The 15445-nt window shown below is 61.9% G+C and carries 18 protein-coding genes and 1 pseudogene; 9 read left to right on the top strand and 10 right to left on the bottom strand.

The window, feature by feature from the left end; genetic code table 11:
- The first annotated feature begins 43 nt into the window (after nucleotides 1-43).
- Nucleotides 44-652: a hypothetical protein gene (locus ACXJKO_RS06265; protein ID WP_457090229.1), complete on the top strand. Its 609-nt coding sequence runs from the start codon at nucleotides 44-46 to the stop codon at nucleotides 650-652.
- On the opposite strand, the gene ACXJKO_RS06260 is transcribed toward ACXJKO_RS06265, so the two are convergent.
- On the bottom strand, nucleotides 653-1153 hold the full coding sequence (locus ACXJKO_RS06260) for a cupin domain-containing protein (RefSeq protein ID WP_457090228.1): 501 nt from the start codon (nucleotides 1151-1153) through the stop codon (nucleotides 653-655).
- 185 nt (nucleotides 1154-1338) lie between these two features.
- On the opposite strand from ACXJKO_RS06260, the gene ACXJKO_RS06255 reads away from it, so the two are divergent.
- The 3 genes from ACXJKO_RS06255 (at nucleotide 1339) to ACXJKO_RS06245 (ending at nucleotide 3424) form a co-directional block, all read left to right on the top strand.
- Nucleotides 1339-2211 (top strand): S-methyl-5'-thioadenosine phosphorylase, encoded by an 873-nt coding sequence (locus tag ACXJKO_RS06255; protein WP_457090227.1) that lies wholly within the window; start codon nucleotides 1339-1341, stop codon nucleotides 2209-2211.
- A gap of 65 nt (nucleotides 2212-2276) precedes the next feature.
- Nucleotides 2277-2822 carry an adenine phosphoribosyltransferase gene (locus ACXJKO_RS06250; RefSeq protein ID WP_457090226.1) on the top strand — a complete coding sequence of 182 codons (546 nt, stop codon included), beginning with the start codon at nucleotides 2277-2279 and terminating at the stop codon, nucleotides 2820-2822.
- A gap of 11 nt (nucleotides 2823-2833) precedes the next feature.
- On the top strand, nucleotides 2834-3424 hold the full coding sequence (locus ACXJKO_RS06245) for an HD domain-containing protein (protein ID WP_457090225.1): 591 nt from the start codon (nucleotides 2834-2836) through the stop codon (nucleotides 3422-3424).
- Here the strand turns inward: ACXJKO_RS06245 and ACXJKO_RS06240 are convergent.
- Both ACXJKO_RS06240 and nfi read right to left on the bottom strand, forming a co-directional pair.
- Nucleotides 3421-4434, bottom strand: a complete 1014-nt coding sequence (locus tag ACXJKO_RS06240) for a MaoC family dehydratase (RefSeq protein WP_457090224.1) — start codon at nucleotides 4432-4434, stop codon at nucleotides 3421-3423. The genes ACXJKO_RS06245 and ACXJKO_RS06240 overlap by 4 nt on opposite strands.
- 56 nt (nucleotides 4435-4490) lie before the next feature.
- On the bottom strand, nucleotides 4491-5159 hold the full coding sequence (gene nfi / locus ACXJKO_RS06235) for a deoxyribonuclease V (RefSeq protein ID WP_457090223.1): 669 nt from the start codon (nucleotides 5157-5159) through the stop codon (nucleotides 4491-4493).
- A gap of 274 nt (nucleotides 5160-5433) precedes the next feature.
- Here nfi and ACXJKO_RS06230 point away from each other — a divergent pair, with 274 nt between their 5' ends.
- Both ACXJKO_RS06230 and ACXJKO_RS06225 read left to right on the top strand, forming a co-directional pair.
- Nucleotides 5434-6567, top strand: a complete 1134-nt coding sequence (locus tag ACXJKO_RS06230) for a hypothetical protein (RefSeq protein WP_457090222.1) — start codon at nucleotides 5434-5436, stop codon at nucleotides 6565-6567.
- A gap of 104 nt (nucleotides 6568-6671) precedes the next feature.
- Nucleotides 6672-7094 carry a group III truncated hemoglobin gene (locus tag ACXJKO_RS06225; RefSeq protein WP_457090221.1) on the top strand — a complete coding sequence of 141 codons (423 nt, stop codon included), beginning with the start codon at nucleotides 6672-6674 and terminating at the stop codon, nucleotides 7092-7094.
- Between the two features lie 5 nt (nucleotides 7095-7099).
- On the opposite strand, the gene ACXJKO_RS06220 is transcribed toward ACXJKO_RS06225, so the two are convergent.
- From ACXJKO_RS06220 to ACXJKO_RS06205, 4 genes are all read right to left on the bottom strand, one after another.
- Nucleotides 7100-7264 (bottom strand): hypothetical protein, encoded by a 165-nt coding sequence (locus ACXJKO_RS06220; RefSeq protein WP_457090220.1) that lies wholly within the window; start codon nucleotides 7262-7264, stop codon nucleotides 7100-7102.
- Between the two features lie 98 nt (nucleotides 7265-7362).
- Nucleotides 7363-8460 carry a redox-regulated ATPase YchF gene (gene ychF / locus ACXJKO_RS06215; RefSeq protein WP_457090219.1) on the bottom strand — a complete coding sequence of 366 codons (1098 nt, stop codon included), beginning with the start codon at nucleotides 8458-8460 and terminating at the stop codon, nucleotides 7363-7365.
- Nucleotides 8461-8537: 77 nt separating this feature from the next.
- On the bottom strand, nucleotides 8538-9155 hold the full coding sequence (gene pth, locus ACXJKO_RS06210; protein WP_457090218.1) for an aminoacyl-tRNA hydrolase: 618 nt from the start codon (nucleotides 9153-9155) through the stop codon (nucleotides 8538-8540).
- A 90-nt stretch (nucleotides 9156-9245) separates the two neighbouring features.
- Entirely contained in the window at nucleotides 9246-9860 is a 615-nt protein-coding gene (locus ACXJKO_RS06205; protein ID WP_457090217.1) for a 50S ribosomal protein L25/general stress protein Ctc, read from the bottom strand.
- Between the two features lie 222 nt (nucleotides 9861-10082).
- On the opposite strand from ACXJKO_RS06205, the gene ACXJKO_RS06200 reads away from it, so the two are divergent.
- Nucleotides 10083-10907, top strand: coding sequence for a hypothetical protein (locus ACXJKO_RS06200; protein WP_457090216.1), 825 nt, complete (start codon nucleotides 10083-10085; stop codon nucleotides 10905-10907).
- Nucleotides 10908-10958: 51 nt separating this feature from the next.
- Here ACXJKO_RS06200 and ACXJKO_RS06195 read toward each other — a convergent pair whose 3' ends face one another.
- The 3 genes from ACXJKO_RS06195 to ACXJKO_RS06185 all read right to left on the bottom strand — a co-directional run bounded on the left by ACXJKO_RS06195 (nucleotide 10959) and on the right by ACXJKO_RS06185 (nucleotide 13776).
- Nucleotides 10959-11888 carry a ribose-phosphate pyrophosphokinase gene (locus tag ACXJKO_RS06195; RefSeq protein ID WP_457090215.1) on the bottom strand — a complete coding sequence of 310 codons (930 nt, stop codon included), beginning with the start codon at nucleotides 11886-11888 and terminating at the stop codon, nucleotides 10959-10961.
- Between the two features lie 154 nt (nucleotides 11889-12042).
- Entirely contained in the window at nucleotides 12043-12552 is a 510-nt protein-coding gene (locus ACXJKO_RS06190) for a hypothetical protein (protein WP_457090214.1), read from the bottom strand.
- Between the two features lie 63 nt (nucleotides 12553-12615).
- Nucleotides 12616-13776 (bottom strand): benzoate/H(+) symporter BenE family transporter, encoded by a 1161-nt coding sequence (locus ACXJKO_RS06185; RefSeq protein ID WP_457090213.1) that lies wholly within the window; start codon nucleotides 13774-13776, stop codon nucleotides 12616-12618.
- Nucleotides 13777-14101: 325 nt separating this feature from the next.
- Here ACXJKO_RS06185 and ACXJKO_RS06180 point away from each other — a divergent pair, with 325 nt between their 5' ends.
- Together ACXJKO_RS06180 and ACXJKO_RS06175 are read left to right on the top strand one after the other, a co-directional pair.
- Complete coding sequence (locus ACXJKO_RS06180) at nucleotides 14102-15274, top strand: hypothetical protein (protein WP_457090212.1); 1173 nt, start codon at nucleotides 14102-14104, stop codon at nucleotides 15272-15274.
- Nucleotides 15258-15445, top strand: a pseudogene (locus tag ACXJKO_RS06175) (IS5/IS1182 family transposase); the annotation flags it as partial. The gene ACXJKO_RS06180 and the pseudogene ACXJKO_RS06175, both read left to right, overlap by 17 nt.

Below are 15445 nucleotides of genomic sequence, written 5' to 3'. Positions count from 1 at the left end.
CTTTTGGGGTGACTTTGTTGCTGCGCTGGCTAATGTTCGACATATGCTGAAGACCATCGCCGACGACATCTGGGGGCAGCCCTGCCTCGCCTTTCACGTCCAGCCGCATCTTACCGCTGAACCTCAGGCCTCGCTCGGGGAACTGCAGAAGGCCATTGCCGCGCATTGGCCCCACCCGCTCCACACGGCCCCGCCCGAGGCGCTTCACCAGACCCTCTACGCTTTGGCTAACGTGAAGGACCGGTTCGATAAGGAAGCCTACTGGCGAAGCATCGCCGAGCCCTGCGGCGAAATCCTCGACAATATCTGCCGGGGCCATGGTCCGATCGAGCTCATGTATTCGCGCCTGAAAGTCACCGATACAGCCATCATCGCCATTGCGACTGAATCCTCCGGCCTCATCGAGACGACCCGGCACAGGATCGCCGAGCTCATCCCGCCACCCGCCGGGCTGAAGCCCATGCGTTACAACCTCATCCATTCCACCCTGGCGCGCTACCGGGTATCCGCTGAGATACCAAACGAGATCATTGCCGCCATCGAGGGCCTGCCGGTTTCGATCGGGGCGCGCGTGGAGAACATCAAGCTCGTTCGCGAGACGCTGTTTCCCTGTATGGAGTCTGACGAGCTCCGCGTGTTTCCTTTGCGCTGACTATTCCGGCCGGCGCGGCTTGCCGTCATGGGGGCCGAGAGGACGGACCGGCGCATCGTCCCACCAATCGGTGCGATGAGCGCGCAGCTCGGTGTTGACCGGGTAGACGATGCGGTTCTCGTCCTTGCTCGCCTCGCCGACAACCAGAAGCCGGACGGGCTCGTCGCTGTTGTTGAGGAAGCTGTGCGCTATCCCCGTTCCGGCCGGAAAACCCACAGCATCGCCTGGAGCAAGCCGGAAGAGTTCGCCGTCGATCCAGACATCCGGCGTGCCTTCGATCACGTAGACGAACTCCTCCTCGGCGCTTTCCGCATGCGGAAACGAGGTGCGGCGTCCCGGAGGCAACAATTCATGATGAATGCCGAGCTTCGTGAGGCCGAGCGCCTCGGAGAAGGGCGAATTGATGCTGCGCAACTCCTTCGTGCCGCGAAAGACGGCGGTGCCATCGCTCTGGAGCTCTTCGTAGTGCCGAATAAAGGAGGGGCGCGTCGTCTCGGACATGGTTGATCTGCCTTTCCGCCGATGATGATCGAGCCCCTATATGTGGCGTATCGGCGGATCGGGTACATTATTTCCTGGCGGGATATGGGCGCGGCATTTAATCCCCCGGATATGAGTGGGCAGACTTGGGGTAGAGCTCCCCCTCGGCTATGACAGAGGCCGGTTTCCAATCTGGCGAGGGTGGAATGACGAAAGCGATCCTAGGCATCATCGGCGGTTCGGGCGTCTACAACCTGCCGGGGATCGAGGACATGCGCGAGGAGCGCATCGCGTCTCCCTGGGGTGAGCCTTCCGACGTGCTGCACATGGGCCGCATCGGCGAGACGACGGTGGCGTTTTTGCCCCGTCACGGGCGTGGTCATCACCTGTCTCCCTCCGACATCAATTACCGCGCCAATATTGATGTGATGAAGCGGGCCGGCGTCACGGATCTGATCTCGGTCTCCGCCTGCGGGTCGTTCAAGGACGAGTATTATCCCGGCTTCTTCGTGCTCGTGGATCAGTATGTGGATCGCACGCATAAGCGCGAGAGCTCGTTCTTCGGCAAGGGCTGCGTCGCCCATGTGCCCATGGCCCATCCGGTGAGCCCCATCCTGCGCCAGCGCATCGCCGATGCGGCGGTGGCCGAGAAGATGCCGTTCACCCTCGGCGGTACGCTCGTGTGCATCGAGGGACCGCAATTCTCAACTTACGCCGAATCCATCACATACAAGAAGCTCGGCTACGACGTGATCGGCATGACGGCGATGCCCGAGGCCAAGCTCGCCCGCGAGGCGGAAATCTCGTATGCGACCATCGCCATGGTGACCGATTACGATTGCTGGCATCCGGATCATGACAATGTAGATGTCGCTTCCGTCGTGAAGATGGCGCACCAGAACGCCACGAAGGTGGCGCGGCTCATCGCCCACGTCGCCCGCGATTTCCCGGCCGAGCATGAGCCGTGCCCCGTAGGCTCCAACCACGCGCTCGACGGCGCCATCATGACAGCACCTTCCGCGCGCGATCCGGAGCTTCTGAAGAAGCTCGATGCAGTCGCCGGACGCGTGCTCAAGTGATAGCCGCTCTCGCAATCTCTCAGGCATCGGACTAGATAAACCTCGTCAAACTTGCAGGCTTCACCATGGACCAGCGTCTCCTCACCGATCTCAAAGCCGCGATCCGCTCGATTCCGGATTACCCGAAACCCGGCATCGTGTTTCGCGACATCACGACCCTGCTCGGTGATCCGCGGGCCTTCCGCCGCTCGGTGGACGAGCTAGTGCATCCCTTCGCCGGCGGGCGTGTCGACAAGGTCGCTGGCATCGAAGCGCGCGGGTTTATTCTCGGCGGCGCCATCGCGCATCAGCTCTCATCCGGCTTCGTGCCGATCCGCAAGAAGGGCAAGCTGCCCCACGAGACCGTGCGCATCGTCTATTCGCTCGAGTACGGCGTGGACGAGATGGAGATCCACACGGATGCCATCGGCCAGGGCGAGCGCGTGATCCTGGTGGACGATCTCATCGCCACTGGTGGCACCGCCGTGGCGGCCACGCAGCTGCTGCGCCAGATGGGCGCCAACATCATCGCCGCCTGCTTCATCATCGATCTGCCGGATCTCGGCGGTGCGCAAAAGCTGCGCGATCTCGGCGTCGAGGTACGCAGCCTCGTGAGCTTCGAGGGGCATTAAGAGCGCCTGCCATGTCAGCGGATCGCATCCAAGGCACGTTGGAGTTCTTACGCGAGGCGGAGAGGCTCAAGAGCACGTTGCGCAGCGGTTATACGTCCGAGGGCCGTCCCGAGAGCGTGGCCGAGCATAGCTGGCGCTTGTGCCTCATGGCGCTCGTCTTCGCGGATGAGTTCGAGAACATCGATGTGCCGCGTCTCATCAAGCTCTGCATCGTCCACGATCTCGGGGAGGCCCTAAGCGGAGACATTCCCGCCATCTTGCAGACCGGGGACATGAACAAGTCCGCTCGGGAGAGGGCGGATCTCGAAGTGCTCACGCAGGCGCTCGATCCGAACAAGCGCGCCGAGATCATCGAGCTATGGGAGGAATACGAGACGGCCGCCTCGCCGGAGGCCATCCTCGCCAAAGGTCTCGACAAGCTGGAGACTATTCTCCAGCACAATCAGGGCAAGAACCCTGAAGACTTCGATTACGCTTTCAATCTTGGCTACGGGCAGAAGCAGACCTCCGCCCATCCCTTCCTCGCGACGATCCGCGCCGTTCTCGATGAAGAAACGCAGGCGCGGGCCGATGCCGGGAAGGATGCGCGCGCTGACACTTAAGGATGCCGCTCCCAGAACACCATGCCGTCGAAGGAGAACACCTCCTCGCCATGCTGGTTCGTGCCGGTGTTGTGGTGGAACACGAGGCCCCAGCCGGGGCGTGAGGCCGATGCGCGCTTGGCCGTGACCGTCGTACGATAGGTCACTGTGTCGCCCGCATAGACGGGCTTGAGCCATTTCAGGTTGGTGAAGCCGGGGGAGGGGCCGAGCCTTGCGGGCCTCGCGCCGCGGGCGAGTGCATTGGTGCGGATGCGTTCGCGATAGCCCACCATGTGCTTCATCCAGATGCTCGCCGTCTGCCAGCCCGAGGCGCAGAGGCCGCCGAACAGGCTGTTCTTCGCAGCCTCCGCATCCGTATGGAAGGGCTGCGGATCGAACTGCGTGGCGAAGCGGATGATGTCGTCGGGCTCGAAAGTGTAGGAGCCCAGCTCCTCCGTCTCGCCGATCACCAAATCCTCGAAATAGGGATTGGCCGAAATATGCGGGATCTCCCGCTCCGGCACCTTGCCTGGCATGGATGAAGCAGCGGCGGCCAGAACGCCTTTTCCGCCGGAGAAGGGCTCGGCGTCTCTTCGGGCGAACATGACCCAGTTCTTCTGGGTGAACACGGTCTCATCCGCCTGATTCAGCATCTCGTAGCCGAACTGCACGAGGCCGAGGTTGGGCTTGCTCTTCGAGGGGCGGCTGTCGAAGATCGTCATGCGCGAGCGCAGGGTATCGCCGGGCCGGACGGGCTTGATCCATTTCACTTCGTCGATGCCGGGCGCGCCCATGGCGGTCGAGCCGAGCAGCGTTTGGTCCGCGACGAGGCGCATGTTGATGCAGCAGGTATGCCAGCCCGACGCGATGAGGGTGCCGATGAAGCTATCCTTGGCGGCGACCTCGTCCACATGGAAGGGCTGCGCATCGTATTCCTGCGCGAAGCCGAGGATATCCTCTTTCGCGACGGTGACGGGGCCGAGCATTTGCGTGTGGCCGGGGGTGAAATCTTCAAAGGCAAAACGGGGCATCGGTCTGATCTGTGTAATGGGATCTGGGTCGGCGCTTCGCTGAACTCAAAGCCCGGTCAGGGGCTGAATTGTCCAGCTGCGTTGTGCGCCAGGCGGATCGGCTCGGGCAAGCGATACTTTGGTGAGCATTGCAGCACGAGTTCGGCAGCCGTGGGAATATCGGCCAGGTGTCCCGGCGAAATAAACATCGGGTTTTTGGCGGTGCGGGTGCGCAGAGCCACTCCAATGGTCTCCTTGCGGTCGATGAGAGGCGCGGCGGAGCCCTTCTCCTCCCCCAGGTCCTTGTAGCGGCCGCAGAGCAGCGTCTTGCCGCAGCCGATGGTCGGCCGCTGAAGCCACAGGCCCATATGGCTGGCGATGCCGATGCGGCGGGGATGGGCGATCCCCATGCCGTCGAACAGGAACACGTCCGGCTCGGCTTTCAGCTTCTCTAACGCCTCCTCCAGCACCGGCCCTTCGCGAAAGCTCAACAAGCCCGGCACATAAGGAAAAGGGGTCGGGCGCTGCGCCAGAACCGTCTCGACGGGGAGAAAGCCCGGAAAGGTCATGACTACGATAGCAGCCTGCGACTGCTCGTTCTTCACGCTCACATCAACCCCGGCGATCAGCTTGACCGCAGCAAGATCGATGGGACGGTCGGAAACGACCTCGCTCCTCAGCTGCTGCTGCAGGGCGATGGCCTCGGAGGGCGTCAGGTTCCAGTCGTGTCGATGGTGGAGTTGCATGTGCTGAAGCTTGAGAGGATGGGATCACGGTCAACGCCCAGGAGTCCCGAACGATCCGAACGCGGCCCGACTTAAAGCCAAGCCTATGGTGATATTAGGGAAAGCCCTTAGGGGCATGATCTGAATTTTCGCCTGGACCCGATCCGCGTAAACCGACGGTATCTCAGATCGAAGTCGAAAGTACGAGGACGTCATGTATTCCGCGGCTCCCACAAATGGCCCCGAGCACCCTGCGCCAAGAGCAGGAAACCCTTTTTCGCTAAAGCGCGCCGGCTTGAGCTTCTTTGCACTCGGCTCCTTCATAACTTTCACCCTGCCGGCTCAGGCGCATGTGAAGTGGTTCGCGCCGTACATCGTGGATGCTGCCCCGCAGCCGATCACCCAGACCCTGACCAACCCATGGTTCTGGACCGGGATCGGCCTCGTACTCGCCTTCTTCCTGGCCACCATGACGGTCGAGCGGACATCTCTGGGCCGCGGGGTCCTGTCGGGTCTTGATCGCCTCAGCGCGCCGCTTTGGAGCCGCTCCGACGATTTCATGCGCTCGTCCATCGCTGGGTTCTTCGTAGCAATCTTCGCTGTTGGTGGCATCTATCTCACCCCCGATCTGAAGACCGATTCCGAAATCATTTCCTGGGCCCAGCTGCTCATCGCCATGTGCGTGTTCTCGCGCCGTACCATGCCGGTTGCGGCCGGTGGCATCATCGCCCTCTGGGTGGTGGCGCTTCGCGAATACGATCTCTTCCACCTTCTCGACTACTTGGCGCTCGGCGTCGGCGTAGCCGCCTATCTGGTGATGGCGTCTTCCAGCGACGAGAAATGGCGTGAGCGCCGCTTCCTGGCCCTGCGCTGGGGCATCGCAATCGCGCTCATGTGGTCGAGCCTGGAGAAGTTCGCCTATCCGAACTGGTTCTACCCACTCGTCGAGGAAAAGCCCTTCCTGACCTTCGGCATGCCGCGTGACGTGTTTATCCCGATGGCCGGCGTGGCGGAATTCACCCTCGGCTTCGGCCTTCTCTGGACACCCCTGGTGCGCCGTCTCTCGGCCGCGTCGCTCCTGCTGATCTTCTTCACCGCCGTCTATCCCTTCGGACGTATCGACCTCGTGGGCCATGCCCTGATCATGGCCGCCCTATTCCTGGTCGCCGCCGATCCGACCCGCGATGCCAAGGCAATTGCCGTGAAGATGCCGAGCGCCCTGCCTCGCCTGAGCAGCCTGGGTTCGGTTCCCGCAGGCCTCACCGTTGCCCTCGTGGTGTTCGTCACCGGCTATTGGGGATTGCACGGGGTGTTCTATGGTTCCACTACCGATGCGGTCCAGGCTACAGAGCTGAGCACTCATTCGCACAGCAAGGAATATCCTCACGGCCCCCAAGCGACCCCGGCTGCTCCGCACAGCCACCACTGAACCTCAAGCCGGGCCGCTCATAACGGCCCGGCTTCACCTTGAACCATCGACAGGGACAGGCGCTTTCGCTCCTGTCCCACCGTGTTGAACAGAGGAGATCGGCCTTGGCCCCTTCCGCTACCGGCCGCAGCATCCCGATCATCACTCCCGCCGAGGGCGTCACGGAGGAGATGATCCGCGAGCTTGTCGTCACGTTCTACGACCGCGTGCTGCAGGATCCCAAACTCGGCCCGATCTTCCATCAGGCCCTGTCTGGCCGCTGGAACGAGCATCTGGCGCTGATGGTGGATTTCTGGTCGTCGATCGCGCTGAGAACCGCGCGCTACAGCGGCAAGCCACAGGCCGCCCATTTCGGGCTTCCGCTCAACGAGCAGCTTTTCAAGCGATGGCTTGAGCTGTTCGAGGCGACGGCGCGGGAGATCTTCGAGAAGGATGTGGCGGAGTTCTACATCGTTCGGGCCCAGCGCATCGCCGAGAGCCTGCAGATCGGTTTGGGCATCGGCCCGAAAGCGCTGCGTCTACCGTAGGACGCTTACCGCTCCCACCATTCCAGCTCGTCGGAAGCCGTCTTCGGCAGGAGCGACGAGATCGCGATCATGATGAGGCCGCAGGCTACGAGTGCGGCCACAAAAAATTCCGCGCTGCCGAAGCCAGGCGCGATGACGGTCGAGATGAATGAATCAAGCATGGTCGGCATGGATTTAAGTCCCCAGTTGAGGACATCAAAGCAGAGCCGGCCTGAACGCTCCGCGAAGCGGGCGTTCAGGATTCCGACAGACTTTCAGGTATTGAAGCTTAGGTGTTGAAGCGGAAGTGCATGACGTCGCCGTCCTGCACCGAGTATTCCTTGCCTTCCAGCCGCAGCTTGCCCGCATCGCGCGCGCCGGCCTCGCCTTTCAGCGTGGTGTAATCCGCATAGGCGATGGTCTCGGCGCGGATGAAGCCCTTCTCGAAATCCGTATGGATCACGCCGGCGGCGCCGGGGGCCTTGGTGCCCTTGGTGATCGTCCAGGCGCGGGCTTCCTTGGGGCCGACGGTGAAGTAGGTGATGAGGCCGAGCAGATCGTAGCCGGCGCGGATCACGCGGTTGAGGCCGGGTTCGGCAAGGCCGACGGCGTCGAGATAATCCTTCTGCTCCGCCGCATCGAGAACGGCGATCTCGCTCTCGATCTTGGCCGAGACGACGACGGCCTTCGCGCCTTCTTCCTTGGCGCGCTCGTACACCTTCTCGGAGAAGCCGTTGCCCTGGTCGGCGGAGGCTTCTTCCACGTTGCACACGTAGAGAACAGGCTTGGAGGAGAGCAGGCCCAGCATCTGGAACAGGCGCTCTTCCTCAGGCTTACGCTCCACGAAGCGCGCGGGCCTGCCCTCGCGCAGCAGAGGCAGGGTGCGGTTGACGAGGTCGAGCGTTTCCTTGGCTTCCTTGTCGTTGCCCTTGGCCTTCTTCTCAAGTGCGGTGACGCGCTTCTCGAGGCTGTCGAGGTCGGCCAGCATCAGCTCGGTCTCGATGGTCTCGATATCGGCGACGGGTTCGATCTTGCCCTCGACATGGGTGATGTCCGTATCCTCGAAGCATCGCACCACGTGGGCGATGGCATCCACTTCGCGGATGTTCGCGAGGAACTGGTTGCCGAGGCCTTCGCCTTGCGACGCGCCACGCACGAGGCCCGCGATGTCCACGAAGGTGAGGCGGGTCGGGATGATCTGCGCCGAGCCCGCGATGCCCGCGAGCTGGTCGAGTCGCTCGTCCGGCACGGCCACGTCGCCCACATTCGGCTCGATGGTGCAGAACGGATAGTTCGCGGCCTGCGCCGCCGCCGTCTGCGTCAGCGCATTGAAGAGGGTGGACTTGCCGACATTCGGCAGACCGACGATGCCCATCTTGAAGCCCATGGCCTCACTCCTTGTCATAGCTGGCTCTGCGGCCAGCGTGATGGTTCATTTGGCCGGCCGAGGGCCGGTGTAAATTTCTATTTCTCGGCGGCCTTTTCGCCGGGCCGCTTCACATCCGTCCAGCCTCTCGCCTCCATGGCGAGGTGGACCTTGTTCTGGAAGCTTCCATCCTCGCCCTTGGCGAGCAGGGAAGCGTTGTCCGCGATGATGCGGCACAGGTCGTCGACCCATGCCTCTTCGCTTTTTCCGAAATCGCCCAACACATGGTGCTGCACCAGGGGCTTGTGGCCCGGATGGCCGATGCCGAGGCGAACCCGGCGGTAATCGTTGCCGCAATGGGCCGAGATCGAGCGCAGGCCGTTATGGCCCGCATTGCCGCCGCCGATCTTCACGCGCAGCTTGGCGGGCGGAAGGTCGAGTTCGTCGTAGAAAACCGTCACGTCGCCCAGCGGAATCTTGAAGAAGTTCTGCGCTTCTCCTACCGCCTGGCCGGACAGGTTCATGAAGGTCTGCGGCTTGATGAGCAGAACCTTCTCGCCGCCGATGACCGCATCGGCCGCCTCGGACTGAAACCGTTTGCGCCAAGGGCCCGCGTTGTGCACGCGCGCAATCTCGTCCACGGCCATGAAACCGATGTTGTGGCGGTTTCTGGCGTAGCGGGAGCCGGGATTACCAAGGCCGACGAAAAGGCGCATCGCAAGGCATTCTCATAATGAAACGCTCCGGCCTTGCGGTCGGAGCGTTGAAGCCGATCAATGGGCTTTGAAACGCCCGATCAAAGCCGATTAGGCAGCGGCGCCTTCAGCAGCCGGAGCCGCCGCGTCTTCTTCCTTCAGGCCGGTCGGGGCCACGACGGTGACGAGGGTGGCGTTCTCCGTGGAGGTAGCCTTCGCGCCCTTCGGCAGCTTGATGTCGCTGAGGTGAACCGAGGAGCCGATGTCGAGACCCTCGACCGAAGCTTCGATGTAGTCCGGGATCGCGTCGGGTGAAACCGCGAGCTCAACCGAGTGCTCGACGATCTGAACCGTGCCGCCGCGCTTCACGCCGGGGCTCTTCTCCTGGCCGACCACGTGCACCGGAACCACGACCTTGATGGTCTGGCCGGCAGAAACGCGCAGGAAGTCGATGTGTATGGGGAAGTCGCGTACCGGATCGAGCTGGTAGTCGCGCGGAATGGCGCGAACGGACTTGCCGTCCACGTCGATGTCGAAGATCGTGGTGAGGAAGTGGCCGGCAAAGATCAGCTGCTTGGTCTGATTGAAGTCGAGGGCAATCGTCTGGGCCGGCTGACCGGCACCGTAGATAACAGCTGGAACTTGGCCTTGGCGACGAACAGCCCGGGCGGCCCCCTTGCCGCTCCGGTCGCGCGCCACGGCCTTGATTTGCTTAATTTCGCTCATGGTCGTGGTCCTTAAAATGGTGGCTATAAAACCGATGGCCGCCAAGGCTTCCTATGAGGAAATCTATCGGCGGCCATGAGGTTCGCGCCCGTGCCTCCAAGGGTGTCGAGCGGGCGCGAGGCGGCTTATAGCTCCAAAGTCCTGCCCTGACAACACTTTGGTAACGGCCTGGAAAGAGCTAGAAGCAAATAAAAGACATATTATGACGTTTAAGGTGCCCTCATGAGCCTGGACCGTGCCGCCTTCGATCGCGTGGAGCAGATCCTGGCCTCTCCCTTGAGCGAGCGGCAGAAACTCGAACAGACTCTCCGCGCACTTGCCAAATGGCGCTCCCAGCTCCTCGGTCAGACCATGGTCCATCACCATGGGACAGCCATTCAGAATGGGCCCTTCGCCGGCATGACTTATCTGGCCCGCCCTTCCGAGGGCGGGGTCACGGCAAAGCTTCTGGGTGCCTATGAGACCTGCCTCCAGCCCTTCTTCGAAAGCCTGCCGCAGCGTGGCTACGATGCCGTTCTCAATATCGGCTGTGCCGAAGGCTACTACGCCATCGGCTGCGCCCGCCTTCTGCCTGGCACTCCCGTTCTGGCTTGGGATATCGACCCCCGTGCCCGGAAAATGTGCGCGGAGCTTGCAAGCCTCAACGGAGTTGGGAGCCAGATCGATCTCCGGGAAGCGTTTGAGCCGGGCCAGCTCCTGAATGTCCGCGAGGAGCTGAAAGTTCGCTCAGGCCAGGAGGCACATGCGCTTCTCGTCATGGATTGCGAAGGGGCCGAGTTCGATCTGCTCGATCCTACCCAGGCTGATTATGGATGGCTCGACATGGTCGTCGAGGTCCATCCCGACCGCGAGAGGACAGTGACCATGCTGGCCAACCGGTTTCGCGATACGCATGAGATCGAGATCAAGCAGGCCGAAACCGTCGTTCCGGACTTGCCGGACTGGCTCCAGCGGCTCGGCCATCTCGACCAACTGCTGACCGTGTGGGAATGGCGCGCGGTGCCGACGCCCTGGCTTATCCTGACAAGCCGATCACGGCGGGCATAAGAAATGGCCAGGAGCTTTCGCTGCCCGGCCTTCTTTGAAACTGCCAGATGATCAGTCGAACAGGCTCGACACCGAGCTTTCCGTCGCCGTGCGTCCAATGGCCTCGCCCATTAGCGGGGCGATGCTGATCACGCGGATGTTGTGGGCGACCTTCACGGCTTCGGTCGGCATGATCGAGTCGGTGATCACGAGTTCCTTGAGCTTAGAGCCTGCGATGCGCGCCACCGCGCCGCCTGAGAGCACGCCGTGGGTGATGTAGGCGTAGACCTCCTTCGCGCCATTGGCGAGGAGGGCATCCGCCGCGTTCACCAGGGTGCCGCCGGAATCGATGATGTCGTCCACCAGGATGCAGGAGCGGCCGGCGACGTCGCCGATGATGTTCATGACTTCCGACTCGCCGGGGCGCTCACGGCGCTTGTCGACGATGGCGAGCGAGGCATCGATGCGCTTGGCGAGCGCGCGGGCGCGCACCACGCCGCCCACATCCGGCGAGACCACCATGCGGTCGCCATCAAGGTGCTCTTTTATGTCGCGAGCGAGGGTAGGGGCCGCGAATAGGTTGTCGGTGGGAATGTCGAAGAAGCCCTGGATCTGGCCGGCATGGAGATCCAGCGTCAGCACGCGGTCGACGCCCGCATGGGCGATGATGTTGGCCACCAGCTTTGCCGAGATCGGCGTGCGGGCGGCGGGTTTACGGTCCTGCCGGGCATAGCCGAAATAGGGAATCACCGCCGTGATGCGGCGCGCCGAGGCGCGGCGCAGGGCATCAGTGATGATGAGCAGTTCCATAAGGTGATCGTTCGTGGGGTACGAGGTCGACTGGATGATGAACACATCCTCGCCGCGCACATTCTCCTGGATTTCGACGAACACCTCCATGTCCGCGAAGCGCTTCACCTGTGCCTTGGCGAGCGGAACATTGAGATAGGCGGCGATGGCCTCGGCCAGGGGGCGGTTGGAGTTTCCCGCTACGAGCTTCATGCAAGCAACTTCTAGCTTTGAGTGACCGTGGAGCCCATGGCGCAATAGTGAAACATTTGCGCGGCCAGGCGAAAGGGTCTTAGCAGCGATACGAAACCGTCACAATATGAGTCAGTGCCGCTATGTGCGGCAATATCAACTTACGCCCATGCTCTCACTGCAGGGCAGGGGGAATTTCCTCGTCCGAAATTTCCGCTGTCTGGAACGGATTTTCGGATTTGGAGGCCGCTAGGAACTCGGCGATCTCGTCCATGCTCGCCGCCGCCAGTTTCGCCAAGGTTTCCTTATCGATGGAGGAGATCGAGCTGGAGCCGATGCTCACCGGGCTCGAACCCGCAAGGCGCTTAGCTCGGCGCTTCTGGGCATCGAACACGTCCCAGACATAGGCGACCTTGGTCTCGCCTTCGGCAGTCTCGGTGGAGATGTAGCCGCGCACGCGGTAGCGGGCCTGGGCGCTGGAGCCCACGAGATCGACCTTGCGGTCGGAAGCGGCGGTCGTCAGCTCGCCGATCAACGCCGTCTGGATCTTGGCCGGGGCGCCGTCAATGCTCTCGAGGGCAACGGGCACACCCTCGGGCGAGCCGCTGACCGAGCCCTGACAGGCTCCTAGCGAGATCATCATCGCTGCTGCGGCAAGCCGCTCCCAACCCTTCGTCCCGGCCATCAAGGCATCCCGTTCTTGTTATCGGTAACGAAGTCTTAACCGTAACAAGGTCCCCCGTCCAGATCAGCCACGCTTGCGCAGGCGAAGGATGAGGACATCGAGACCGAGGGCGATGAGGCCGGCGGCCAGGCCCCAGAAGGCGGAGCCGATGCCGAAGAGGGTAAGGCCCGAGGCGGTGACGGCAAGCGTCAGTACGGCCGGGAAACGCTGGTTGTCATCGGACAAAGCCGAGCCGAGGGCGCCGGCGAATGCTCCCATCAGGGCAAGGCCCGCCACGGTCTTGATGAGCTCCGGTGGAAGGGCCGCGATAAGGCCGATCAGGGCCGCGCTGAAGGCGGCAAAGATCAAGTAGCTCAAGGCATAGAACGGCCCGACCAGCCAGCGCTTCGCAGGATCGGGATGCGTATCCGGCCCGGTGCAGATCGCCGCCGAAATGGCGGCAAGGTTACTCGTATGAGCGCCGAAGAACGCCGTCACTACGGAGGCCAGACCCGTTACGGCGAGGATCGGGTGGGACGGCGGGGTGTAGCCCGAAGCGCGCAGAACCGCGAAGCCCGGCAGGTTCTGGGACGCCATGGTTACCAGGAAAAGCGGCAGGCCAAGGCCGATCAGGGCCGCAGGCTCGAAGGCCGGTGTAATGAATGTGAGTGTCGACAGGTTCATGTCCGAGGTGAGGGGCTGGGCCAAGCCGCCTCCGAAGGCGATGCCCAGCCCGACAAAAAGCACGGCCAGCACCGCGAGGGCTGGGTTGAACAGTCGCACGATGAGAAACAGACCCACGAGGGGCAGAACGAGACCGGGCGCGCCCTGCGCGCTCTCGAACACCGCCATGACGAAACGGATCAGCACGCCTGCCAGCATTGCGGCGGCAATCGAGGTGGGAATGCGCTCGATCAGCCGGCCGAAGGGCTTGATGAAGGCGGCAAGCATGATGAGGCCGCCCGCGAGAAGGAAGGAGCCGACCGCCGCATGAATGGAAATGCCGCTGGAAGCCGCGATCAGCGCCGCGCCCGGCGTCGACCAGGCGGTCACGACCGGCATGCGATAACGAATGCTCAAATACCCCGCCGTCGCCGCCATGGACAGGCACAGGGCCGCCACCCAGGACGAAGTCTGCGCCGCATCGGCACCGACGGCCCGAGCCGCCGCGATGATAATGGCGATCGTGCTGCCAAAGCCCACCAAGGCCGCGACGACGGCCGATGTGATGATCGACAGGCGCATGGGTTACAGCTTCCCTCGTTCGGAGCGTAGCCGTTTAACCTGAATGAAGCGGGCGGTCCATTCAGACCATTCGGGGAGGGAACAGCCTTGTGAGATCCGATGGACTCCTGTGAAGCTTTTAGGTAATATAATTACGTTATCTGGAGGGGTTAAAAGTTATGGCGTTGACACGTAATGGCGGCGAGTGGCAGATCGATGAAACCAAGGGCCATTTTGGGACGGTCCTGACAACCGGAAATATACTTGTCTACGGAGTGCGAGCAGGGGCTGGGACTGCCAAAGAGCTGGTCGGTCAGATCTATTCTCCGATGGCAGCACCATTGGATTGAGCTTTGTCATCAAGTCCATCGCGTCGGGTGATTTCGAGGAAACCTCAGTGACGGCCCTGGCCGACGGCCGTTTCGCGGTCGCATGGTCGTATGGTCCTGATTATTTCACCACTTACACCCTGGAAACCGGAATTTTCAATTCCAACGGATCTGCTTTCAAGGCTCCTGTACAGGTCGGCTCGAACAAGGCGAATTCGCCGGAAATCGTGACGCTTGCCGATGGTGGCTATGCCGTGAGCTATTACGACGGCGGATTCAAGACGGCGGTCTTCGACGCTAGCGGTAACGCGAAGACAACATTCTCGGCTGATGGATACTATGGCGGCGCAATCGCGGGCCTTCGTGGTGGCGGTCATGTGATGGTCATTCAAGGTTCGTCCGCGTCGAGTTCAGCAACGGCGATCAAAGCGCATCTACGCGGATCCGATGGAACGTCGACCGAAATCGTCGTCAAGACGCTGCCGCATACTTCCGGATCACCCAATCCGCAGGTTGTTGGTCTCGCGAATGGCGAGTTCGTTGTTGCGTGGAGAGAAACCGGCTCCGATGGAACTGATTCCGTTAAGGCACAGCGCGTCAATTCGAAGGGCGCGCTGATCGGTAGTGAACTGACTTTGCATCACGCAGAGGTCAACATCAGTGCCATCGCGCTCGAAGCACTGCTCGATGGTGGCTTTGCACTCTCCTTAGTCATGAATGGAACCAGTGCAGACAATGATGTCTATGTCGGGACTTACTCGGCAACAGGCGCGGTCGTCACGACGCCCATGGTTGTGAACCAGGTTGTGGACGGTCATCAATTCAATCCGCGTCTTGGGGTTCTGAAGGATGGCAGCCTCTTGGTGAGCTGGCATGATCTCGACAATGACAACAATCATTTCCAAGTCTTCGGCACCGGCTATGTGGTTCCTGCTGGAACCGACCCCCTCAACACGTTCGGTCTCACGCTCAATGGCACCAAGGGCAAGGACAAGCTTGTTGGCGGCACAGGTAACGACAAGTTCTATGGCGTTTATGGCAACGACACTCTGACAGGCTTGGGCGGGGCAGATGTCTTCTTATTCAACGCGAAGCTCGGTACGTCCAAGACCGACCCAGGCTGTGTCAAAACGCGGTTGGTGGTAGGATTGCCCGCTCTGTTTGGAGGATCCGATGAGGCGCTTTGTTGAAGGCGTGGATCGCAGCCAGACCACCCTATTTCCCGAAAGCCTGGAGGACTGGGTCAGCGACGATAACCCGGTGCGCGTCATCGACGCCTTTGTCGACGCACTCGAGTTGAGAGCTCTGGGCTTTGAAGGCATTGTGCCCGAAGCAACCGGACGCCCGTCGTATCATCCCGC

The organism is Microvirga sp. P5_D2, assembly GCF_054049475.1.
This window is presented reverse-complemented; position numbering and strand designations above follow the sequence as displayed.